The sequence below is a fragment of the Pseudomonas sp. HS6 genome (assembly GCF_023375815.1).
Taxonomy (GTDB): domain Bacteria; phylum Pseudomonadota; class Gammaproteobacteria; order Pseudomonadales; family Pseudomonadaceae; genus Aquipseudomonas.
Window position 1 is genome coordinate 5270486 of sequence record NZ_CP067412.1, and the last position, 22835, is coordinate 5293320.

Consider the following 22835-nt stretch of genomic DNA (forward strand, 5'->3'; position numbering starts at 1 on the left):
ATCGGGCTGCTGTGGCGCTGGGCTTCAGGCCTCAGCAACACCGTGAGCACAGATTAATGAGGTGCCGCAAAGTGAAAAAGCGGCTATAAAGCGTTTAACTGTCAACCAGAGAGTGACAATGAACCCGTTCGAAGACATGCGTATTTTTTGCCAGGTGATGGAGTCCGGCAGCTTTACCGCCGCCGCCGACCAGTTGGACCTGTCCAAGCAGTTCGTCAGCCGACGACTGATGCAACTGGAGGAACGCCTCGGCGTGCGTTTGCTCAACCGATCGACCCGGCGCCTGGACGTGACACCGCTGGGCCAGAGCTATTACGAATCGGCACTGCGGCTGTTAAGCGAAGTCGAACAGGTGGAGCAGGGCATCGCCGGACAGACCGCCGAGCCGCGCGGGACGATTCGTGTCAGCGCGCCGTTGTCGTTTGCGGTGGCGCACCTGGGCTGTCTGCTGCCGCTGTTCTTGCAGCGTTATCGCGAGGTGACGGTGGAGGTCGATTTGAGTGACCGTCCGGTGGACTTGCTCGGCGAGGGTTACGACCTGGCGCTGCGCATCGGCGTGCTGGAAGACTCGACCCTGATCGCCCGACGCATCGCCGCCATCGAGCGGGTGTACTGCGCCAGTCCCGCGTATCTGGCCGAGCGCGGCACGCCGCTCAAGCCGGAAGACCTGCTTAGTCATGACTGCCTGCCTTACGGACACGGGCGCTCGGTGCAGTGGCGGTTCAATGCGGGGCAGGGCAAGCCGCTGCTGGTGAATGTCACCGGGCGGATGCGGGTCAACAACGGTGAGTTGCTCAGGGATGCGGCGGTGGCGGGGATGGGGATTACCTATCTGCCAACGTTCATTGTCGGGGCCGCGCTGAAGGATGGACGGCTGGTGCCGGTGCTGGACGATCTGCGTCCGGAGCCGTTGATTCTGTCGGCGGTGTATCCGCAGCATCGTCAGGCATCGCGGCCGGTGCAGGCGTTGATCGAATTTTTGCGTGAGCGGCTGGATCAGAAGCATGTCGCTCTCTAGGTTCTGCGCAAATCAGATGTATTGATCGGGAATTCTGTGGACACCGATGAACCCTGTGGGAGTCGGGCTTGCCCGCGATAGCGGTGGGTCAGGTAGTGATGCTTTATCTGACCGGGCCCTATCGCTGGCAAGCCAGCTCCCACAGGGATCGTGGTGATTTCAGTTCGAGTCAGTTGGCGCGCTTGTCATCGCCTGGTTCGCCGCCAACGTGTACGCCACGGTTATCACCGATTTCGCCAGCGCGGTGTACGCCATGGTCGTCACCGATTTCACCCGCGTGGTGTACGCCGTGGTCATCGCCGGCCTCGCCTGCGCGGTGGACTCCGTGGTCATCACCGATCTCTCCGGCCCGATGAACCCCATGATCGTCGCCCGCTTCGGCGTGGGTGCCGTTGCGTCCTGAAGAGGCGCTGTCGCCGGTATGGCCCGAACCATGGTCGCTGCCGCTGTGGCCACTGTTTCCACCGCCGCCGCTGCCACTGTTGCCACCACTGCCGCTGCCACCGTGGCTACCGCCATTGCCGCCTCCGCCACTGCCACCGTTGCCGCCGCCCCCTCCGCCGCTACCGCCCCCTCCGTTGCCACCACCGCCGCCTCCACCGCCGCCACTACCTCCGCCGCCCCCACCGCCACCGCTTCCTCCACCCCCACTTCCACCTTCCTTGGCCTGAACGCTGGACACCCCGGACAGGTTGTCCGGGATCAATACGGTAGACGCCGACAGGACTACGCCGATGGCCATTGCGAGCATGAGCTTTTGAATGTGCATATCGTTCTCCGTCTTTGTTGTCTTGATTGGGAACCTGGATGTGCAGTGTTGCGCTTGAGTCGACCCGTTCCCGGGGTCAGTGAATGCTTGAAGCGAGTTCGAAGATCGGGATGTACATCAGGATCACGATCACCCCGATCAGCAGGCCGATGAAGGTCATGAGCAGTGGTTCGAACAGCCGCACGAACCACTCGATCCAGCGACTGATTTCCTCGTCGTAGAAATCGGCGCTGCGTTCCATCATTTGCCCGAGGTTGCCGGACTGCTCGCCGGCGCGCAGCAGGCGCAGGGACACGGGCGTCACCAGCCGATTGAGTTCCAGCGCGGTGGACAACGATTGCCCCTCGCGGACCCGCTCGCAGGCCTGGTCCAGCCGCGCCCGCGAGGCGACGGTGAGCAGGCCGCGGACCATGCCCATGGCGGTCACCAGTGGAATCCCGCCCTGGAGCAGAATCCCCAGTGACCGATAAAACCGCGCCAGCTCATACATGAAGATTCGCTGGTGCACGGCGGGCAGTTTCTCCACCAGACGATCCAGCCCACGGCGAAACGCCGGTTGTTTCTGCAACACGGCGAGGGCGGTGATGATCGCCGCCAGAATTCCGAAAAACTCACCCTGATGCGCGTGCAGGAACATGCCGCTGCTCATCAGAATCTGCGACAGCCATGGCAGGTTCGAGCCCAGCCCTTCGAACACCAGACTGAAGCGCGGCACTACGTACCCCATCAGAAACAGCACCACGCCACCGCCGACCACCAGCAACAGCAAGGGATAGATCGAGGCGCTGACGATCTTCTGCCGCACCTCGTCCATACGCTGGCGATAGCTGACATAACGTCCCAGCGCATCGCCGACCGCGCCGGTCTTCTCGCTGGACTGTACCAGCGCCACGTACAAGGGCGGGAAAGCCGCCGACAACTGGCCCAGTGCCTGAGAGAACGATTTGCCCTCGTACAGCAGCCGCACCAGCTCGCTCAAGGTTTTGCGGGCAGCGGGCGCGGTCTCTTTTTCCGCCAGGCTTTCCAGTGCATCGATCAACGGCAGGCCGGCATTGAGCAACGTGGTCAGTTCCTGGCTGAACAGCACCAGGTTGAAGGTCTCTCGTTTGCTCAGGCGCAACGAACGCCAGTGCCGTTCGGCGTGCAGGCTGACCACGCGCAAGCCCTGATCCTCGGCAATGCGCCGCGCTTCGCTGTGACCGGGCGCCTCGATGTTCAGCGACACCACGCCGGCCTTGCCCACTGCCTTCAGATGAAAACGCATGCCGTGTGCTCCGCTCATTGCCAGTTGGTGACTTCGGCGTTCTCGCCTTCGCCGCCGGGCTGGCCGTCCTTGCCCATCGACAGCAGGTCGTACTCGGCGTTTTCGCCGGGGTAGCGGTAGGTGTAGTTACGGCCCCAGGGGTCCTGCGGGAGTTTTTTCTGCAAGTACGGGCCGGTCCATTTCGCTTCGTCGCTCGGCGCTGTCACCAGTGCCTGCAAGCCTTGTTCGGTGGACGGGTAGTGGCCGACTTCCAGTCGATAGAGATCCAGCGCCTTGCCCAGGCCTTCGATCTGCGCCTTGGCGACTTTCACTTCAGAGCGCCCCAGCTGGGCGAAATATTTGGGCGCGACGATCCCGGCCAACAGGCCGAGCACCACCAGCACCACGAGCAATTCGAGCAGGGTGAAACCCTGTTGGGCGCGCGGACGAACATGCAGCTTCATGATGACCTCCGGTGAGTGGCAGCCGAGTCGCCTGAGGGCTTATGCAATTGCCATGCTCAGCCCCCGATAAATCCTGCGTGTGGGCTGAATCCCTTGAAATACGGGCTTCTCAAGAGTCGGCACAGTGCTTGCGTACGGCTGATTCACGACAGGTCAGTGGGGCATTTCCCCCAATTTTTCGGGGCCTGTCAGGGGAGGCCCAATGCTCAATCCAATCTGCGCAGGACTGCTTGGCTGCATGCTGTTGACCGGCATCGCCGAGGCCGATGTGTTTGTCTCCGTGGACGCCAAGGGCAGCTACGTGCTGTCCAACGTCCATCGCCCCGGACGCACCTACGAACGGGTGATTCACGAGGCGCAAATGCCCGTGGTCAGCCTTGACCGGCAACCGCAACTGATCGCCAACCAGCCCTACGCGGAACTGGTGTCGGCGGCGGCCACGGCCAATCACTTGCCCGAAGCACTGCTGCACGCGGTGATCAACGCCGAGTCGAACTACAACCCCGGCGCCACCTCGCCCAAAGGCGCCGGCGGGCTGATGCAACTGATGCCCGACACCGCCCGGGAACTGGGGGTGACCGACGTCTATGACCCCCAGGCCAACATCCAGGGTGGGGCCCGGTATCTCAAGCGCCTGATGACCCTGTTCGACAACGATATCGCGCTCGCCGTGGCGGCCTACAACGCCGGCCCCGACGCGGTGTTGAGCCGTGGCCGGGTGATCCCGCCGTTTGCCGAAACCCAGCGTTATGTGCCTAGCGTCCTGCGCCAGTACCGGCGTTTGCAGGGGTTGGCAGCGGACGCGCCGTTGTAAAGCTTCAACCCGGTTTTCCCCACTTTCGGGGTAAATACGCCGGGTCGGAAAATCGGGGAATCGGGTGGGGAATTTCCCCCGGATTCTCAAGTGGCTTCTGTAACTGACTGAGCTGTAATGCAATTTTTTGTGGCATGCGGATTGCTCCAGCGGGTTTGTCGAGAATCATTCCCTGTGAGCACCCACTACGAGGTTTCCGATCATGGTTGGCATTCACCACGCACCGTCCCTGTTGAACTGGCTGCTGTTGCTGGCCTCGATGCTTAGCGTCGAACTGGCTAGCGCCGCTGTGCGCTGCGAACGCAATCTGGTGGCCAACGTCGTGGCCTTCGATCAACCGCTGATGTTCAACCGCCTCGGTGCGCAGAACGTCAACGGCATGATGTTCGCCTTGCGCCGCGACGTGGTCGATGACCATGACCGGTCGCTGGCCCAGGGCGGTTCGGCGGTGCCAGGCAAAGTGTCGCTGCGCCCGGACAAGCGTCCACGGCCGATGGTGCTGCGCGTGGCGGCGGGGGATTGCCTGACCATCAACCTGCAGAATCTTCTGGCGTATCAGGCCAACCCGAACCATCACGCTGAGCCTGAGGGCGAAGAGGAAAACGCCAACGTCGGCGAAGCCTTCAAGGCCGACGAGCAAGTCGCCGACCGGCACGTCGGTTTCCAGGTCAACGGCCTGCAAGCGGTGAACAGCATCGACGACATCGCCTCGTTCACCGGGCGCAACGCCAACAGTCTGGTCGCTCCCGGTGCCAGCCGTTCCTACCTGTTGTACGCCGAGCGCGAAGGGGCGTTCGATGTCAGCAGCCGTGGTGCGACGTTCGGCGGGGAGGGCGCGGCCGGCAACAATGCCAATGGTCTGTTTGCCCAAGTGGTGGTTGTGCCCAAGGGCGGTCGCACTTACCGCAACACCCTCACTGAAGAAGAAATGCGTCTGGCCAGCACTGGCCGCACTCCCGCCGGACATCCCATCGTCGATTACCAGGCCCGCTACCCGCAGCGCGAGCCGTGGCTGCGCGAAGGCAAGGCCGGCACGCCGATCATCAGCATGGTCGACGGCAGCGAAATCATCTCCAGCGAAAGCGACGCCATCGTCATGGGCAGCAACCCCGACGGCAGCTTTCCACCGATCACCTATCCACTGGAATCGGTGGGCAAACGCAACCCGGCGCTGCCCAACCGGCTGGAGCCGTTCCGCGATTTCGCCGCGCAGTTCCAGGACGAAACCGCTGTCACCCAGGCGTTCCCGGCGTACTTCGCCGACCCGGTGATGGGCCACGTGCTGGAGCCGACCCGCGACTCGTTCATGATCAACTATGGCGCTGGCGGCATGGGCGCCGAAGTGATCGCCAACCGTTTAGGCGTGGGGCCGATGCACGATTGCCTGTCCTGCGCCTACGAAGAATTCTTCCTCAGCTCGCACACCGTCGGCGACGTGGCGATGCTGGTGGACGTGCCGGCCAACACCGGGCTTGAGAACATCGCCCCCGGCCAGACGCCACGAGCCGATCAGGTCGGCGTCAAAGCGACGATGGCGCTGTATCCGTCAGAGCCATCGAACGTCGCCCACAGCTACATCGGTGACTTCGTCAAATTCCGCAACACCCATAACGGTTACGAACACCATATTTTCCACTTGCACGGCCATCAGTGGCTGTTTAACCCCAATGATGACAACTCCGATTACGTCGACGCCCAGGGCATCGGCCCGGGCGCCGGTTACACCTATGAAATCGCCAATGGCGGCTCGGGAAACCGCAACCGCGTGGCGGGCGATGCGATTTACCATTGCCACTTCTATCCGCATTTTGCCCAAGGCATGTGGGCCATGTGGCGGGTGCACGATGTGTTTGAAGAAGGCACCCAACTTGAGGTTTCCCAGCAAGGTGTCGACGGTTTCCACAGCGAGCCTTATGCCCTGCGCAGCGGTAAACCTGCCGCTGGCGCCCGCGCCTTGCCGGACGGCGAAATCATTGCCGGCACGCCTATCCCCGCCATCGTGCCGCTGCCGGGCAAAGCCATGGCGCCGATGCCGGGCAAGGTTGTGGTCGTGCCGAAAATCGGCGAAACCCTGGTCGCCGGCAACGATGACGACGATGAGGAAGAAGAGGGCGACGATGATCACCACGGCGGCAACGCTGGCGGTCAGGCTGTGGGTTCGCTGGCCCTGGTGGATCGCAGCGAAGCCAATCGCAACGCTGACGGCAGCCTGAAAAACCCCGGCTATCCGTTCTGGATCGGCGGCATGGAAAGCTCGGTCGGGCAACGTCCACCGACGCCACCGCTGGACATGCTCGATGCCGCCACCGCGCAATCGCTCAAAGCCAGCGGCAAGGCGCTGTGGGCCAACCTTGATCCGACGCAATCCGGCGGCTGGGACGGTGGTTTGCCGCGTCATGCACTGGACGGAAAGTCTGCTGGCGGCGAAGCGGTCACCGTGACCACGTCGCTGGATTTCTCCAAGGAAGTCACTCGCGCCAAACCGATTTACCTGCCGGAAGAAGGCACCGAAGTCGAACAGGCAGCGATGGCCTTCCACGCGAAAAAGGATCACCCAAGTTTTGCCTTGTTGCCCGGTAATCAGATCGTGGCGAAGGCCTTCCGCACCAACGGCGCTCTGCCGATTGCCGGCGCGCCGTATTACGAGCCGTGCATGGACGACCGTCAGAAACGTTTGACCAGCAGCGCCGGCACCGGCGAATTCAACAGCGGCGAGCGCATCGACGGCATGTCGTTTGTCGGCGCCTCGGCGTTCACCGCCGACCGGCCGCGAGTCTACAAGGCCGCCAACATCCAGTTCGACGCGGTGTACAACAAGGTCGGTTATCACTTCCCGCAAGCGCGCATCCTGGCGCTGTGGGAAGACGCCTGGCCGGTGATCACCAAGCAGCGTCCGCCAGAACCGCTGGTGATGCGCATGAACACCTTCGACTGCGTGCAGTACCAGCAAACCAACCTGGTGCCGGCCGTCTACGAGATGGACGACTATCAGGTGCGCACCCCGACCGACGTGATCGGCCAGCACATTCACCTGCCGAAGTGGGACCTGACGGCGGCCGACGGTTCCTCCAACGGCTGGAACTACGAGGACGGCGTGCTTTCCCCCGGCGCCGTGCAGGAACGCGTGCACGCCATTCGCGAGTTCAACCAGTGCGCCGGCACCGACCCGCGCGACGGCACTCCGGCCTGCCCGAAAGCCAAGGCGCATCCGTTCTTCGGCCAGTACGGACGCAGCGACTGGATGGGCGCGCGCACGGCGATGCAGCGCTGGTTCGTCGACCCGGTGATCAACAGCAAAGGGGTGGATCGCGGTCTGGGCACGATCTTCACCCACGACCACCTCGGCCCATCGACACACCAACAGATTGGCCTCTATGCCACCGTGCTGGCTGAACCGGCCGGTTCCACCTGGTTCCACGCCGAAACCGGCGAGCCTCTGTACAGCGGCGCGCGGCAGGACGGCGGGCCGACGTCGTGGCAAGCGGTGATCAATACCGGCGACCTCGACGGCGACGGCTTGAACGACAGCTTCCGCGAGTTCTTCCTGGAGTACAGCGACTTCCAGCACGCCTATGAAGCCGGGGTTTACGTGGGCGCCGGGCCGAACGGCATCCCGAATGCACAAGCGTTCCCGGCCACGGCCGACAGCTTCCGGTTTGCGATCAACCCGCCGGTGCGCAACAACGCCGGCAACCTGCTCGAAGCGGTGGTCGAGGCGCGCGGCGGGATCAAACCGGGCTGTCCGAGCCGGCCATGTCCGCAGGCGATTTCCGTGGATGACCCGGGCATGTTTGTCGTCAACTACCGCAACGAACCATTGGGCCTGCGGGTGTTCGACCCGAACAAGGTTGCTCCGGACGGCAAGCGCGGCATGCAGGCCGACGGTCTCGGTGGTGATCTGGCGTACGCCATGCAGAGTCGCACCGACCGGGCGATCCCGGCGCTGAACCTGGCGCCGAATCAGATCAGTTCGGCCACCGGGCCTACCGGCGGCACCACGCAGTTTCCGCCGCACATCAACAAGGGCGGCGCTGAACCTGGCGATCCGTTCACGCCGATGCTGCGCACCTACACCGGCGACAACGTGCGGCTGCGGGTGCATGCCGGCGGTCACGAAGAAGAGCACAACGTCACCCTGCACGGCGTGAAGTGGCTGCAGAGCGGCTCCGGGTTTGGCAACAGTTCCAACTCCGGCTGGCGCGCGTCGCAGATGGTCGGGATCTCCGAGCAGATGGGCTTCATCGCGCCGGTGTCGATGCTGTCGAGTTCGGCGGCGACCACCGGGGATTATCTGTACTCGATGGACGCTTCGATCGAAGGCTACTGGAACGGCATCTGGGGCGTGATGCGCAACTACACCGCGCAACGCAACGACCTGTTCGCGCTGCCGAACAACTCGAAACCCACCGGTATGCGCAACACCGTGGCATTCGAAGGCACCTGCCCACGGATCAGCGCCAACCCCAACGGTATCGGCACCCGGCCCACCGTGCAGCGCAACTATGAAGTGGTCGCGGCGCTGGCCAACGACATCCTGCGCAACCCGCTGGGGTTGGCCATCGGTGATCCGGCCGGGCTCGGCCAGCACGTTGGCGGGCCGTTGAATCCGGCGGGCGGCACGCTGGTGTTCAACTCGCGGCCGGTGAGCATTCCGCAGGTGACGGTGACTGATCCTGAGGATGGCGAGACGATCACCATCGGCGGCCAGAGCGGGCCGATCCATGACCCGACCGCGATCCTTTATGTGCGCAAGGCGGATCTCGATCCGGCCACCGGCAAGCTCAAACCCGGCATTCCGGTGGAGCCGCTGGTGTTGCGCGCCGCTGCCGGCGACTGCATCAACATCACTCTGGAAAACCGCTTGCCGAGCGTAATGCCCGATCTGGCGCAGACCGCGATTCTGCAAGGTCTGGTCAAACGCGACCGTAACGGTGGCGACGGCTCGACCACCTTCAACAACAACCTGCTGCGGCCGTCCAGCCACGTCGGACTGCACGCGCAACTGCTGGCCTACGACATCACCAAATCCGACGGGGTGAACGTCGGCGCCAACCCGGTCCAGACCGTGCCGCCGCGTGTCGGCAGCACCGGGGCGTACCCGACCCGTACCTATCAGTACTACGCCGGGCACCTGGAGCGCGAAGGCAAACCGATCACCCAACTGGGGCGCAACGTCGACAACATCAACGCCACGGCGGTGGAGTTTGGCGGCCTCAACTTCACCCCGGCGGATGTGATCAAGCAACCGCAAAAAGGCCTGGGCGGGGCGATGAGTATCCTGCCGAGCGGCGCCACTTGGGTCGACGACGCACGCAAAGTCAGCGCCACGGTGACGGCGGCGGGGCAAACGGTCTATCGCGACTTTGCGATGGTCTGGCAGCGCGCGTTGAACCTGCGCTGGGCCAATGGCCGGCCGGTGGAGGGCATTGCCTCCGAAGGCATGGGTGTGCCGAACGATCCGAAGGACAACGCCGGCATGGCCATCAACTACAAGGCCGAACCGATGTGGTACCGCTTCGGCCTGGCGCCGGATGCACCGTTCGGCCGTGCCGACGGCCACGGTTACGGCGACGTGCCGAACGCACACATGGCCTACAGCAATGCGCTGGTCGGCGGCGATCCGCAGACCCCGGTGTTCTACGCCAGGCCGGGGCAGCCGTTCCGCACCCACATCCTGATGCCGACCGGTGGCAGCCGTGGCTCGACCTTCCAGCTCGACGGGCATCTGTGGTCGGTCAACCCGTTCCAGTCCGAGAAGAGCGATGTCGGCGGCTACCCGATGAACACCCCCGGCGTGGGTTCGGTGAAGTTCGGCTACAACCCGATGTCGATGTACATCGGCGCCCGCGAGAGCGTGCTGCCGGCGGCGCACTTCAGCTTCATGTTGCCGAGCGCCGGCGGTGCCAACGCGATAGCGGGGGACTACCTGTTTCGCGATAACGCCTCGTTCGGCAACACGGCGGGGTTGTGGGGATTGTTGCGGGTGACCAATGAGCCTGAGCCGGCACCGCCTGCTCAGTAGCTGGAATGCGATGGATCGGTGGGTGCAAAACCTAGTGGGAGCGAGCTTGCTCGCGAATGGAAGCAACTCGGTTTCGAGTGGTGAGGCGTCTGACGCCTTCGTCGGAACGCCGCCCGGAGCAAGCTCGCTCCCACAGGGGATGGTGATGTTTCGGACAACGTGTCAGGGGAGAGATGTATGAACAGGATCATCAACATCATCGGCGTCTGCCTGCTGGCGATGGCCGGGGCGTTGCTCACGCTGAGCGAGATTGCCCTGGCGCAGACCGGGCCGGGTCAGTTGCTGACCCGCGACGGCGTGTCGATTGCCTTCAACCTGCAACCGCTGGCCCGCGACGGCAAATTGCGTGAAGGCGAGTTCGCCGACGTGCAGTTTCGCGTCACCGACGGCGCCTCCGGCCAGCCGCTGTCCGGTGTGGCACCGGGGGCGTGGATCGATCCGGAAACCGTTGCCGCCGACCAGGCCCAGGGCCGCGACAAGAGCTGCAAATCACGGGTCGGGACGTTCCTCAAATCCAACATCGGCGCGCGGCCGTTGCTCGATCTCAACAGTTACTTTCTGCTGGTGATGAACCGCGATGCCAGCGTTTCGGTGATTGATCCGTCGGTGTCGGTCGGCGGCATCACCAGCACGCGGGCGCGGATCGAACTCAAGCAACCGCCGATGGACTGGGTTACGCCCAAGGACAACAAACGGGTGTTCGTGTCGATGCCGACGGCGGGGGAAGTCGCGGTGATCGACAGCGAGCAATTCAAGGTGCTGGACTCGGTGGCCGCCGGCAGCCAACCGGTGCGGCTCGCGCTGCAACCGGACGAGCGCCTGCTGTGGGTCGGCAACAACGCGGCGAAGGCCGACGAATCCGGCATCACCGTGATCGACGCCCGAAGCCTGAAACCGCTGAAGCACCTGGCGACCGGTCGCGGGCATCACGAAATCACCTTCAGCAAGGACAGCCGCTTCGCCTTCGTCAGCAACCGCGACGACGGCACGTTGAGCGTCATCGACATCGCCAGCCTGAGCCTCCTGCAACAGGTGAAAACCGGCTCCAGCCCGTTGTCGGTGGCGTACTCGTCGCTGTCCGGCGCGGTGTACGTGGCTGACGGCAAGGACGGCACCGTCACGGTGATCGACAGCAACAGCCGCGCCGTGCGGCGGGTGATCAAGCTGCAACAGGGCCTAGGCCCAATGGGTTTCAGCGCCGATGGCCGCTTCGGCGTGGTGTTGAACACCGTGGAGAATCGCGCCACGGTCATCGATGCGGCCAATGATTCAGCGATCCATGACCTGGAGGTGTCCGCCGAGCCCTATCAAGTGGTGTTCACCAAGGCCTATGCCTACGTGCGCGGACTGGCCTCGCCGAAAGTCACCATGATCAACCTCGCCTCACTCGGCGAAGGACGCCAGCCCATCAGCCAGGGTTTCGAGGCCGGGCCACAGCCGCCACGGCTGGCCGGGGATTTGCCGCTGGCGTCGAGCCTCGCCGTGTCGCGGGACGACAACGCGGTGTTCGTGGTCAACCCGGTGGACAACACCACCTATTTCTACGCCGAAGGCATGAACGCGCCGATGTCCGGCTACCCCAATCGTGGGCAGATTGCACGCGCGGCAATGGTTGTCGACCGCAGCCTGCGCGAGGTGTCGCCGGGACTGTACAGCGCCCGGGTGAAATTGCCGGCGGCGGGGCGTTTCGACGTGGCGTTCCTGCTCAATCAACCGAACATCATTCATTGCTTCAGCGCGCAGGTGGAGCCCGACGGCGCGGCTGAAAAGCACGTCGGCCCGCCGAAAGTCGAGTTCCTGCCGGGGAAGGCTGCCGTGGCGCTCAACGACCCGTACGTGGTGAGGTTCCGCATCGTCGAAGGCAAACAGAAGGTACAGCGCACGGGCGTGAAAGACGTGCAGTTGCGCTACTTCCTCGCGCCGACGTCCAGGCCCCGTGAAGTCGCGGCGCTGGAAGTCGCCGACGGCGTGTACGAAGCCCCGGTGACCCTCGACCACAGCGGCGCCTGGTACCTGCATGTGCGCGCGGCATCGCTGGGCGCCGGTTTCGACGACAAGACATTTGCCAGTGTCCGGGTGCTGCCCGGCCAGACTCAGTGACGAGGACAACGCCATGAACCGATTCGCATCATCCGGCCTGCTGACTCTGTGTCTGTTGGCCGCCGGCATTCATCAGGCCCAGGCCCACTCGGCGGATGAACACGCGGGGCACAAGGCACCGGCCGCCAGCACCCAGGAACACACCCAGGTCAAATTCGTCGACGTGCCGCTGCTCGATCAGAACGGCAAGACCGTGCGCCTGGAACAGGATCTGGTGCACAACAAAATCGTCGTCATGAGCTTCATCTACACCAGTTGCACCACGGTTTGCCCGGTGGTCTCGTCGATCATGGGCAAGGTGCAAAAACAGCTGGGCTCGCGGGTCGGCGGCGAAGTGCAGCTGGTGTCGATCAGCATCGACCCGCAGCGCGACGACCCGAAACGCCTGCAGGATTACGCCCGCTCTTTCCAGCGCGGGCCGGGCTGGAGCTGGCTGACCGGTTCGCCACAGTCGATCAACGCCACGCTCAAGGGGCTCGGCAGTTTCAGCGGTGACTTCAAGAATCACCAGCCGCTGATCCTCGTCGGTGACGGCAACAGCCGCCACTGGATGCGCTACTACGGCTTCACCGATCCGGCGCTGCTGGCCAAGGAAGTGGAAAAACTCAGCGGCCTGCGCACCCACGCCAAACACACCGCGATAGCCATGGAGCAACAGCCATGAGACTGCTCGACTGGATCTCCCTGACGATCTGTTTCCTGATTCTCGGCAACGTGGCGTTTGCGCACGAGGGTCATGCGCCCGAGGCCCCGGCGACGGTGGCCGCCGCGCCGGCCCAAGGCACTCACGATGCGAAAACCTGGTTCACCGACACGCCGTTGCTGGATCAGCACGGCGCCACCCAGCGTTTCTACAGTGATGCGCTGCACAATCGCGTGGTGCTGCTCAACGTGATCTTCACCAGTTGCAACGACGCCTGCCCATTGATCACCCGCAAGCTCAAGGAAGTCCGCGAGCTGCTGGGTGACAAGGCCGATGGCGTCACCTTCATTTCCCTTACCAGTGATCCGCTGCGCGACACGCCGGCGGTGCTCAAGGCTTACACCTTGAAGCAGGGTGCCGATGACCCTCACTGGCTTTTCCTTACCGGCGACAAGGCGCAGATGGATTTGGTGCTCGGTCGCATCGGTCAGATCGTGCCGACGCCGGAGCAGCATTCGACCCAGCTGATCGTCGGCGATGTCGCCAACAAACGCTGGAGCAAGATTCGCCCCGACGCCCCGGCCGCCGCCATTGCCCAGCGCTTGCAGTTGCTGACAATGCCCGTGGCCGGTCGCTGAGTCCGCGCCATGAACCTGCGCCGCGTCCTCGCCCTGATCCTGTTCGCTGGCGTCAGCCTCGGTGCGGCCGCGTTGCCGCTGACCGATGAAGAAAGCGCCGGCAAGCGCCTGTACCGCGAAGGCCTGTCGGCCAGCGGCGAGGCGATCATGGCGCGGGTCGGCGCGGCGGACGTGTTGCTGCCGGCCACTAGCCTGCCGTGCGCCAACTGCCACGGCACCGACGGCCTCGGCCGACCCGAAGGTGGGGTGCGTCCGCCGGAGCTCAACTGGTCGCGGCTGACCAGCCTCCACGGTCAGCAACAGATCAACGGGCGCAACTACCCGGCGTACACCGACAGCAGCCTGGCGCAGGTGATCCAGCAGGGCCGTGACCCCGGCAATAATCAGCTCGATCCGAGCATGCCGCGCTTCCTGCTGTCGATGAAGGATCAGCGCAACCTCACCGCTTATCTCAAGCGCCTGGCCGATGATCGCGATCCGGGGCTCGATGACCAGACCTTGCACCTGGGCACTTTGCTGCCGAGCCAGGGGCCGCTGGCCGAGGAGGGCGCAACAGTCGCGGCGGTGCTCAACGGCAGCGTGGCGCGGATCAATCAGGCGGGTGGCATTCATGGCCGGCAGCTGCGTCTGACTGTGGTCGATCCCGGCCCGGATCGCGCCAGCGCCGAGCAGGCCCTGCAACGGCTGATCGACGAGGAAAAGGTCTTTGCGCTGATCGCCCCCCTGGCCCCGGCGCTGGATAACGAACTGGCGCCACGTCTGGAACACGCCGGTCTGCCGCTGATCGGGCCGCTGTCCTTGATGGGCTCGGTGCAGGCCAGTGCGCAGATTTTCGAACCGCTGCCGGGATTGCGTGAACAATTGATCGCCCTGGCCGATTACGCCACCGCCAGCCTGAAAGTGCTGCAAGGGCCGACGCTGATCGCCTATCCCGACGACCCGACCCAGGTGCAGGCTGCGCAGGCGCTGGGGCAGTACTTGCAGGATCACGGCTGGCAAAAAGTCCGGTTACAGGCTTACAACCCGGTGGCGGACAGCTTGCCGCTGGGCTCGCGTTCAGTGTTCTACCTGGGCAGCGGCAGCGGTTTCAGTCAGATGGCGGCGGGTTTGCAAAATGCCGGGCAAGTACCGTATCTGTTCGCGACGTCGGGCCAAGTGGCGGGCGACTTGCTGCAAGTGCCCAAGGGCTTTTCCCGGCGGGTGTTTCTGGCCTATCCCTTCGTACCCAGCGACTGGACCCAGGCCGGGCGCATGGCCCTGACCCTGCTGCGCGAACATCAGGGCCTCGGCGCGCAGCATGCGGTGCTGCAAGTCGGCGCCTATGCCTCGATGCTGCTGTTCAGCGAAGCCATGAAGCAGGCCGGGCGCGACGCCAGCCGCGAAAAAATGGTGACGGCCCTCGAAGGCCTGCATGACTTCGACACCGGCCTGACCCCGCGCCTCAGCTTCGGTCCCGGACGACGATCAGGCCTGAGCGGCGCGCATGTGGTCACCGTCGATTTGCCCGATCAGCGTTTCTATCTGGTCGCGCCCTACAAACCGATTCTCGCGAGCCCCTGAACGGAGGCCTTGATCATGAAGCTCAAAAGCGTGTTGTGGCTGCTGGCGTGCTGGTTGCCGATCGCGTTCGCCCATACGGAACCGGTGGCGGCGCGGGTCAACGGCGAGGTGATTTCCGAGTTTCGCCTGGAGCGGTTTTTCGCCGAATACCTGGAAGACCAGGGCCGCGCCGTCGCGAGCATCCGCAGTCCCAAGGCCTATAAACAACTGCGTCAGGCCGCGCTGGACACGCTGATCGACAAGGAATTGCTGTGGCAGGAGGCGCAAAAACGAGGCCTGAAGGTTGACGATCAAGCGGTGCAGGAACAGGTCGAGCAGATCCGCGTCGCCATCGGTGGTAGCGACAAGTTCATGCGGCGCCTGCAGGATGCGGGGTTTGACGAAGCCTCGTTCACTGAGTACACCCGCCGTGAACTCGCGGCGCAGCAGATGTTTGCCGAGTTGATCCGCGCCAACACCTTGCAGGCTCGGCATCTGCTGGTTCGGGTGGCGCCGGATGCCGATGCCGCCACAGACGCGGCGGCGCGTCTACGCTTGATGCAGATACGCGCCTCCGTGGTCGAGGGCGCAACGTTCGCCAGCGATGCCGTTCGCTCCCCATTCGGCTGGCATTTGATTTATTTGCAGAACCACTTGGAGGCAGCCGATGTCCCACAGATGCAGGGGCTTGCAACAGTCCGGGTACAGCGTGCCCGACAGCAACAGGCCCAGGCTCGTCGCCAGGTGCTCGCGCAATTGCGGGCGCAGAACAGGATCGAACGAATTGACGACGATTGAAGGTTCCCCCCCAATAGTGGGGAATGGCTTCGATGCCCATTCAGGTGCTTCCCCGTTTCTGGGGAACGGGGTACCGGGACGAGCGGGCATTGTCATCAAATTCAAGGACATGAAGACCAAAATTTACCGGCACTCGGCCTGGCATGAAGTGTGCGTTACCTCTTGTGAGGCGCACTCCAGTGGGTTCGGGCAATAGATGTGAAAAGGCCGGATCTGTCGCTGCAAGGAGTAGACCTTGGTTAACAAAGTACTGGTTGTCGAAGACGAACAGCTGCTTGCACAGAACCTTCAGGATTATCTGTCGGCGCAAGGGCTGGATGTCCGGATTGCACATGACGGCGCAGACGGAATCGGCCAGGCCGAGACCTTCGCTCCCGACGTGCTGGTGTTCGATTACCGCTTGCCCGATATGGAAGGGTTCGAGGTGCTCGACGCGGTCCGCCAGAACAGGACGTGTCATTTCGTGCTGATAACGGGTCACCCGACCGCTGAAGTCTGTGAGCGGGCGCGGCAACTGGGGGTCAGTCACATCCTGTTCAAACCGTTTCCACTGGCGGAACTGGCTCGAGCTGTCTGCGACCTTCTGGGGATCCAGCGCGAAGCGAAACCCGGTGCGAGCCCATCCGAAGGCTTCGTCGAACGACGCCAGAGCAGGACCGAGAGCTTCCCGTTGCAGTTGTACGATGGCAGTTGGGTGCTGGCGGACCGCCGACGAAACAGGTTGGAGGTCATGGCACCGGACGACGATCAAATGCTCACCGGGGAGTAATGGCGCGATAGACGTTCCGGCACTCGCCGAACTCGCCTCCCGCGCCGTCAGGGCCTCAAGCCCCGGGTGTTGGAGAGCAAGCCATGGAACGTCTGTCCGTTGTCGTCGAAGCGTTGCAGCCTGCGTGTGCCCCGACACGCTTCTCCAGTGAGCAACTGGCCCAGGCCCGGGCGCGAGCCACCACTAGCGGGGAACGGGTGCTCGACGCACTCAACGTCCTTTGCGAACTGGCGCCGATGCCGTTCATTGCCAGCCTCGGTGCCACCCTGCATTACCCGGTGCTCGACACCGACACCCTGTTTCTGGCGACTCCGGTGTTCGACCGGGTCACCCTCGCGCAATGCCTCAAACGTGAATTCATCCTGCTGCGGCACAACGACGAAGTCATCGGCGTTTTTGCCGACCCCTTCGACACCTCGCGCCTGGCCTGGATCGACGAATGCCTGCACGGCGCGCCGCTGTATCTGGTGCACGCCGACGACCTCAAGGCCTATCTGGCCCGTCACGAAGAAAGCTTCCACGCCGTCGAATCGCTTAACGCCCAGGCCGACGCCGGCAGCGAGGTCGACACCCTGCAAAGCCTCTCGCTGACCAGCATCAGCGAAGACTCGAGCGTAGTGGTGAAACTGGTCAACTCGACCCTCTACGACGCGCTGAAAATGCACGCCAGCGACATCCACCTCGGCACCACCGGCAACGGTCTGGTGATCAAGTACCGGATCGACGGCGTGCTCAACAACATCAGCAAGATCCAGGGCAGCGAATTCGCCGAACAGGTGATTTCCCGGGTCAAGGTCATGGCCGAACTGGACATCGGCGAAAAACGCGTGCCTCAGGACGGACGCTTCAAGATCGGCATCAGCGGCCGGCAGATCGACTTCCGAGTGTCGATCATGCCGAGCATCTTCGGCGAAGACGCGGTGCTGCGAGTGCTCGACAAACAGGACCTGGCCGACAAGGTCTGCGGCGTGCAGCTGCAAGCACTGGGCTTTGAAGATGAAACCCTGCGCCAGCTGCGTCGCCTCGCTGCCGAACCCTACGGCATGGTGCTCGTGACCGGCCCCACCGGCAGCGGCAAGACCACCACGCTGTACGCGATGATCACCGAGATCAACCACGGCGTGGACAAGATCATCACCATCGAAGACCCGGTGGAATATCAGTTGCCGGGCGTGCTGCAAATTCCGGTCAATGAGAAAAAAGGCCTGACCTTTGCCCGGGGCCTGCGTTCGATCCTGCGCCACGATCCGGACAAGATCATGGTTGGCGAGATCCGCGACCCGGACACCGCGCAGATCGCCGTGCAATCGGCGCTCACCGGTCACCTCGTCTTCACCACCATTCACGCCAACAACGTGTTCGACGTGATTGGTCGTTTCACTCAAATGGAAATCGACCCCTACAGCCTGGTCTCGGCGCTCAACGCGATTCTCGCGCAACGCCTGATCCGTCTGGTGTGCAGCAGTTGCAGCGCACCGGCCACCCCGAGTGACGAGGAACTGCGCGCCTCCGGCCTCGACCCGCACAAGGTCGGCCATTACCACTTCGTCCACGGCAAAGGCTGCGGTCACTGCCGGGGCAGCGGTTATCGCGGGCGCACGGCGATTGCCGAGTTGCTGCACCTGGACGATGAACTGCGGCAAATGATCGTCGAGCGCCAACCCATCACCCAGATCAAAGCCCTGGCCTGCGCCCGTGGTTTGCGCCTGTTGCGCGAATCGGCGCTGGAGCTGGTGGAGCACGGTCGGACCACGCTGGAGGAGATCAATCGTGTCACTTTTATCGCGTGATCAATTTATCGCCGTGCTCGGCGCCAGCGGTGTCGGCCTCGGTCAGCGCCGGGGCAACGAAACCCTGTGGCTGGGCAGCGTCGGCTACATCGACGAAGGCTTCCACAGCTACACCGTGGCGCTGGACACCCTCGACCGTCTGCTCGGCGAACACGCCCGCGCAGGCTCGGAGCTGAGCGTGGTGATCTCCGGGCACTTCAGCCGCTTCTGTCTGGTGCCATGGAGCGAGCAGATCAGTACGCCCGAGGAACTGCGCGGCTTCGCCCAACTGTGTTTCGAAGACCTGTTCGGCGTGCCGACGCAACCCTGGAGCCTGGTGCTGTCCGCCGAGTCGGCCGGTCACGACCGGATCGCCAGCGCTTTGCCGCAGGATTTGCTGGAACGCCTGCGCACCCTGGTCAGCGGTCGCAACCTGCGTCTGCGCTCGGTGCAGCCGTACTTGATGAGTGCCTTCAACCGCTTCGACAAAAGCCTCGACGCTGGCGACTTCCTGTTCGTGGTCGCCGAACCGCAACGCAGCGTTCTGTTGCTGGCAAGGGAAGGACGCTGGGTGTCGGTGCGCTCGGTGGGTGGCAGCGACAGTGACGCGGCGTTGACGGCGCTGATCGGTCGCGAACGGCAACTGCAAGCCTCCACCAGCGAACGCGCGTTCAACGTTTATCTGCATGCCCCGGCGCGTCTCGATGCACAACCGGATGTGGCGGGGGTGCACCTGCGCACCCTCGAAGACGATTCGATGACCGTGCGTGACGCCTTGTACGTCATGTCCCGGGCGGTGGCCTGACATGCGCGCCTTGAACCTCGACTTTCAACCACGTCCGCGTTCCGGCCCGTTGGGCTGGAGCTTGCTCGGCGGCGGTGTGTTCCTTGCGCTGGTTTGCTTCGGCGTCCAGCAGCATCTCGGTGATCAGGCCGAACAGCAGCAAGGTCACTTGCAGCACACCCAGCGCCAGCTCACCGGCGACAGCGGCAGCAAAACAACATTGAGCCCGGCGGAAACCCGCGAGCAGGCGCAGAACCTCGCCGAAATGCGCAAGGTCTCGCAGCAACTGCGTCGCCCCTGGGAACGCCTGTTCGCCATGCTCGAAGCCATGCCGCGCGACGACATCGCCTTGCTGACCCTGACCCCGGATGCACGCAAAGGTCAGGTGCGGATCAGCGCCGAGGCGCGGGATCTGCAAGCGATGCTGGATTTTCACAAACGGCTGGAGGCCAGCGACGAGCTGTCCGACGTGTCGCTGCTGAGCCACGAAATCGTCGTCAAATCGCCGGAGCAACCGGTGCAATTCAACCTGTCGGCAACCTGGGAGATGGGCGATGCGAATCCCTAGACTGATCGTCCACGAATACCTGCAAGGCCTCGGCGTTCCGGGCCTGGTCGGGCTGGCGCTGCTGTTGGCGACGTTGATCTGGGCACTGGGCGGCTTGCTGCCGGGCTGGCAATCGCTGCAACAGCTCAGCCAGCAGACCCAGGAGGCCACCGAATACCTGGCCAAGGTCGAGGACGGCAGCATCGCGCCGCCGGTGGTGCCGCAACGTCAGCTCGATGATTTTCGCAACAAGCTGCCGGCCCAGCCGCAGGCCACCGTCGCCATCGACCGCATCTACGCCCTGGCCGCGCAGGAACACATCACCCTGGCGCGCGGCGAATACGCCCTCGGCGTCGATCCCAAGACTCACCTGGCGCGCTACCAAATCCTGTTGCCGGTGCGTGGCAGCTACCCGCAACTGCGCCGCTTCCTGCACGCCTTGCTCGGCCAGTTGCCGGCGGTGGTGGTGGAAGACGTCGAGTTTCAACGCAAGAAGATCGCCGACACCGACCTCAACGGCCGGATCCGTATGACCCTTTACCTGTCGAGGTCGTGATGAACACCAAGCGCGTAACAGGGTGGGTGGCGTTCTTCGGCGTGGCGGCGGCGCTGGCCTGGTTGCCCGAATATTTCTCGCCGAGCGACGACGCGGACGCCACTGACGTCGCCGTTTCGACCCCGGCCAAAGCCACCGCCATTGGCGCCTTGCCGGCCAGCAGTGCCAAGGCTGGAGCAACACCGATCAAGGACCTGAGCCCGGCCGGCGACCTGTTTGCCGCCAAGTCCTGGAAGGCTGCGCCGACCCTGGCCACGGTCACCGAACAACCCGTCAACCTGACCCCGGTGGTGCAAGCCCCGAGCCTGCCACCGGTGCCGTTCCAGTTCGTCGGCCGCCTGCATGACCGCAGCGACCTGCAGGTGTTTTTGCAGGACGGCGAAAAAATCTACGTCGTGCGCAACGGGGATGTGATCGACGACACCTGGAAGATCACCGGCATTTCCGATCTGGAATTGAGCCTGGTCTACCTGCCTCTGCATTTGTCGCAGACCTTGTCTGTGGGGAGTACGCAATGAACAGATCCCGTTTGCTGATGAGCCTTGGCCTGTGCGCCGGGCTGGCCGCGTGCAGCACCGCACAGGTCGCCAACAAGGAGGCTTCCGACCTGATCGATCAGGGGCAGTACGAGGCGGGCCTGGCCCGGATCCAGGAAGGCTTGCGGGAAAATCCACGGGATACCGAACTGCACCTGCTGCTCAACAGCGGCCGGGCCAAGGCGATCACAGCCCTGCTGACGTCGGGTGACACCGACCGCGCCCGCCGCGACTTCGCCAACGCACGCCTGGCCTACAGCCGCGTGCTGACCATCGAACCGAACAACCGCCGCGCCCAGGATGCCCTGCGCCAGCTCGACTACCTGCGCAGCATGGACGAGAAACTCGAGCTGGCCCGTGGCGACCTGCGTCGTGGCGACATCTACGGCGCCGACCGGCAGGTCAAACAGATCCTCGAGCTGGACCCGAAAAACGACGGTGCGTTGGAGCTGCAAGGCAACATCCGCCTGGTGCAAAGCCGCAACGTGATCCAGTACCCACAACTGCGCACCCGACTCGACCGCCCGGTGACCCTGGAATTTCGCGACGCCAACCTCAAGACCATTTTCGAAGTGCTGTCCCAGGTTGCCGGGCTGAATTTCATCTTCGACAAAGACCTGCGTCCGGACATGAAAGCCACGATCTTCGTGCGTGACGTGCGCATCGAAGACGCGGTGGCTTTGCTGCTGCAACAAAACCAGTTGCACCAGAAAGTGGTGAACGAAAACACCTTGCTGATCTACCCGGACTCGCCGCAGAAGCTCAAGGACTATCAAGAGCTGGTGATGCGCACGTTCTACCTGACCAGCATCGACGCCAACACCGCGCTGAACATGATCAAGACCATGCTCAAGACCCGCGACGTGTTCGTTGACGAGCGCCTGAACACCCTGACCATGCGCGACACCGAAGACGCGATCCGTATGGCCGAGAAGCTCCTGCAATCGCAAGATCAGTCCAACCCTGAAGTGGTGCTGGAAGTGGAAGTGATGGAAGTCGCCACCCAGCGCATTCTCGATCTGGGCCTGCAATGGCCGAGCACCTTCGGCGTGCTGAACAGTGACGGTTCGCCCGTCACGCTGCTGGGCCAGCTCAAGGGCATCAACTCCGACCGCATCTCGATCGGGCCATCGCCGCAGGCCAAGATCAATGCGCAGGACAACGACATCAACACCCTCGCCAGCCCGGTGATCCGCGTCAGCAACCGCGAACAGGCGCGCATTCACATTGGTCAACGCGTGCCGATCATCAGCGCCACGTCGGTACCGTCCACGCAAGGCCCGGTAATCACCGAAAGCGTGACCTATCTGGATGTCGGCCTGAAGCTCGAGGTGACTCCAACGGTGCACCTGAACAACGAAGTGGCGATCAAAATTGCGCTGGAAGTGAGTAACGCCACACCGCTGGAACCGACCCGCCAAGGCACGATCCCGGTGCAGGTCGACACCCGCAACGCGCAGACCTCGCTACGCCTGCATGACGGTGAAACGCAGATCCTCGCCGGGCTGGTGCGCAACGACCATGGCGCCACCGGCAACAAGATTCCGGGGCTGGGTGACATTCCGGGTCTGGGCCGGCTGTTCGGCAGCAACAAGGATACCGTCGGCAAATCGGAACTGGTGCTCTCGATCACCCCACGGATCGTGCGCAACCTGCCTTACCAGAGTCCGTCGGACATGGAATTCCCGACCGGCACCGAAACCAGCATGCACATCCAGGCGCCGGATCGCTCGCAGAACTTCGTGATGCCAACGCCTGCCGCGCAGCCTCGCGCCATCGGTGATGCCGCCGTGGCAACCACTCGTGTCACTGTCGAGAAGCCTTGA

Annotated in this window: 18 protein-coding genes; 15 read left to right on the forward strand and 3 right to left on the reverse strand. The window is 63.6% G+C overall.

Translation table 11 applies throughout. From position 1 onward, the window contains the following. The first annotated feature begins 118 nt into the window (after positions 1 to 118). Positions 119 to 1018, forward strand: coding sequence for a LysR family transcriptional regulator (locus JJN09_RS23900; RefSeq protein WP_249484028.1), 900 nt, complete (start codon positions 119 to 121; stop codon positions 1016 to 1018). 169 nt (positions 1019 to 1187) lie between these two features. Here JJN09_RS23900 and JJN09_RS23905 read toward each other — a convergent pair whose 3' ends face one another. From JJN09_RS23905 to gspG, 3 genes are all read right to left on the reverse strand, one after another. Next, on the reverse strand, positions 1188 to 1787 hold the full coding sequence (locus tag JJN09_RS23905; protein WP_249484029.1) for a hypothetical protein: 600 nt from the start codon (positions 1785 to 1787) through the stop codon (positions 1188 to 1190). 76 nt (positions 1788 to 1863) lie between these two features. Then, positions 1864 to 3051, reverse strand: a complete 1188-nt coding sequence (locus JJN09_RS23910) for a type II secretion system F family protein (protein WP_249484030.1) — start codon at positions 3049 to 3051, stop codon at positions 1864 to 1866. Between the two features lie 14 nt (positions 3052 to 3065). Further along, positions 3066 to 3494: a type II secretion system major pseudopilin GspG gene (gspG, locus tag JJN09_RS23915; protein ID WP_102622369.1), complete on the reverse strand. Its 429-nt coding sequence runs from the start codon at positions 3492 to 3494 to the stop codon at positions 3066 to 3068. 202 nt (positions 3495 to 3696) lie between these two features. On the opposite strand from gspG, the gene JJN09_RS23920 reads away from it, so the two are divergent. The 14 genes from JJN09_RS23920 to JJN09_RS23985 all read left to right on the forward strand — a co-directional run bounded on the left by JJN09_RS23920 (position 3697) and on the right by JJN09_RS23985 (position 22835). Beyond that, positions 3697 to 4308 (forward strand): lytic transglycosylase domain-containing protein, encoded by a 612-nt coding sequence (locus JJN09_RS23920; RefSeq protein WP_249484031.1) that lies wholly within the window; start codon positions 3697 to 3699, stop codon positions 4306 to 4308. Between the two features lie 202 nt (positions 4309 to 4510). After that, positions 4511 to 10330: a manganese-oxidizing multicopper oxidase MnxG gene (gene mnxG, locus JJN09_RS23925; protein WP_302851918.1), complete on the forward strand. Its 5820-nt coding sequence runs from the start codon at positions 4511 to 4513 to the stop codon at positions 10328 to 10330. Between the two features lie 177 nt (positions 10331 to 10507). Next, positions 10508 to 12430 (forward strand): cytochrome D1 domain-containing protein, encoded by a 1923-nt coding sequence (locus tag JJN09_RS23930; protein WP_249484032.1) that lies wholly within the window; start codon positions 10508 to 10510, stop codon positions 12428 to 12430. A 13-nt stretch (positions 12431 to 12443) separates the two neighbouring features. Then, entirely contained in the window at positions 12444 to 13094 is a 651-nt protein-coding gene (locus JJN09_RS23935) for an SCO family protein (protein ID WP_249484033.1), read from the forward strand. After that, entirely contained in the window at positions 13091 to 13711 is a 621-nt protein-coding gene (locus tag JJN09_RS23940) for an SCO family protein (protein WP_249484034.1), read from the forward strand. The genes JJN09_RS23935 and JJN09_RS23940 overlap by 4 nt, the downstream gene beginning before the upstream one ends. Positions 13712 to 13720: 9 nt before the next feature. Next, complete coding sequence (locus tag JJN09_RS23945; RefSeq protein ID WP_249484035.1) at positions 13721 to 15271, forward strand: ABC transporter substrate-binding protein; 1551 nt, start codon at positions 13721 to 13723, stop codon at positions 15269 to 15271. Positions 15272 to 15286: 15 nt separating this feature from the next. Continuing rightward, entirely contained in the window at positions 15287 to 16048 is a 762-nt protein-coding gene (locus JJN09_RS23950) for a SurA N-terminal domain-containing protein (protein ID WP_249484036.1), read from the forward strand. A 235-nt stretch (positions 16049 to 16283) separates the two neighbouring features. Next, positions 16284 to 16817, forward strand: a complete 534-nt coding sequence (locus tag JJN09_RS23955) for a response regulator (protein WP_249484037.1) — start codon at positions 16284 to 16286, stop codon at positions 16815 to 16817. Positions 16818 to 16900: 83 nt separating this feature from the next. Then, positions 16901 to 18607, forward strand: a complete 1707-nt coding sequence (locus tag JJN09_RS23960) for a GspE/PulE family protein (protein ID WP_249484038.1) — start codon at positions 16901 to 16903, stop codon at positions 18605 to 18607. Beyond that, positions 18588 to 19391: a hypothetical protein gene (locus JJN09_RS23965; RefSeq protein WP_249484039.1), complete on the forward strand. Its 804-nt coding sequence runs from the start codon at positions 18588 to 18590 to the stop codon at positions 19389 to 19391. The genes JJN09_RS23960 and JJN09_RS23965 overlap by 20 nt, the downstream gene beginning before the upstream one ends. Position 19392: 1 nt before the next feature. Further along, positions 19393 to 19938: a PilN domain-containing protein gene (locus JJN09_RS23970; protein WP_249484040.1), complete on the forward strand. Its 546-nt coding sequence runs from the start codon at positions 19393 to 19395 to the stop codon at positions 19936 to 19938. Further along, positions 19925 to 20473 carry a GspMb/PilO family protein gene (locus JJN09_RS23975; protein ID WP_249484042.1) on the forward strand — a complete coding sequence of 183 codons (549 nt, stop codon included), beginning with the start codon at positions 19925 to 19927 and terminating at the stop codon, positions 20471 to 20473. The genes JJN09_RS23970 and JJN09_RS23975 overlap by 14 nt, the downstream gene beginning before the upstream one ends. Continuing rightward, complete coding sequence (locus JJN09_RS23980) at positions 20473 to 20991, forward strand: hypothetical protein (protein ID WP_249484043.1); 519 nt, start codon at positions 20473 to 20475, stop codon at positions 20989 to 20991. The genes JJN09_RS23975 and JJN09_RS23980 overlap by 1 nt, the downstream gene beginning before the upstream one ends. Then, positions 20988 to 22835: a secretin N-terminal domain-containing protein gene (locus JJN09_RS23985; RefSeq protein ID WP_249484044.1), complete on the forward strand. Its 1848-nt coding sequence runs from the start codon at positions 20988 to 20990 to the stop codon at positions 22833 to 22835. Before JJN09_RS23980 ends, JJN09_RS23985 begins: the two co-directional genes overlap by 4 nt.

Excerpts from the sequence above, each read along its gene's own strand:
- mnxG (WP_302851918.1), top strand. The coding sequence starts at position 4,511 with ATGGTTGGCATTCACCACGCACCGTCCCTGTTGAACTGGCTGCTGTTG.
- JJN09_RS23950 (WP_249484036.1), top strand. The coding sequence starts at position 15,287 with ATGAAGCTCAAAAGCGTGTTGTGGCTGCTGGCGTGCTGGTTGCCGATC.
- JJN09_RS23910 (WP_249484030.1), bottom strand. The coding sequence starts at position 3,051 with ATGCGTTTTCATCTGAAGGCAGTGGGCAAGGCCGGCGTGGTGTCGCTG.
- JJN09_RS23970 (WP_249484040.1), top strand. The coding sequence starts at position 19,393 with ATGCGCGCCTTGAACCTCGACTTTCAACCACGTCCGCGTTCCGGCCCG.
- JJN09_RS23985 (WP_249484044.1), top strand. The coding sequence starts at position 20,988 with ATGAACAGATCCCGTTTGCTGATGAGCCTTGGCCTGTGCGCCGGGCTG.
- JJN09_RS23940 (WP_249484034.1), top strand. The coding sequence starts at position 13,091 with ATGAGACTGCTCGACTGGATCTCCCTGACGATCTGTTTCCTGATTCTC.
- JJN09_RS23975 (WP_249484042.1), top strand. The coding sequence starts at position 19,925 with ATGCGAATCCCTAGACTGATCGTCCACGAATACCTGCAAGGCCTCGGC.
- JJN09_RS23905 (WP_249484029.1), bottom strand. The coding sequence starts at position 1,787 with ATGCACATTCAAAAGCTCATGCTCGCAATGGCCATCGGCGTAGTCCTG.
- JJN09_RS23980 (WP_249484043.1), top strand. The coding sequence starts at position 20,473 with ATGAACACCAAGCGCGTAACAGGGTGGGTGGCGTTCTTCGGCGTGGCG.
- JJN09_RS23960 (WP_249484038.1), top strand. The coding sequence starts at position 16,901 with ATGGAACGTCTGTCCGTTGTCGTCGAAGCGTTGCAGCCTGCGTGTGCC.
- JJN09_RS23930 (WP_249484032.1), top strand. The coding sequence starts at position 10,508 with ATGAACAGGATCATCAACATCATCGGCGTCTGCCTGCTGGCGATGGCC.
- JJN09_RS23900 (WP_249484028.1), top strand. The coding sequence starts at position 119 with ATGAACCCGTTCGAAGACATGCGTATTTTTTGCCAGGTGATGGAGTCC.
- gspG (WP_102622369.1), bottom strand. The coding sequence starts at position 3,494 with ATGAAGCTGCATGTTCGTCCGCGCGCCCAACAGGGTTTCACCCTGCTC.
- JJN09_RS23935 (WP_249484033.1), top strand. The coding sequence starts at position 12,444 with ATGAACCGATTCGCATCATCCGGCCTGCTGACTCTGTGTCTGTTGGCC.
- JJN09_RS23920 (WP_249484031.1), top strand. The coding sequence starts at position 3,697 with ATGCTCAATCCAATCTGCGCAGGACTGCTTGGCTGCATGCTGTTGACC.
- JJN09_RS23945 (WP_249484035.1), top strand. The coding sequence starts at position 13,721 with ATGAACCTGCGCCGCGTCCTCGCCCTGATCCTGTTCGCTGGCGTCAGC.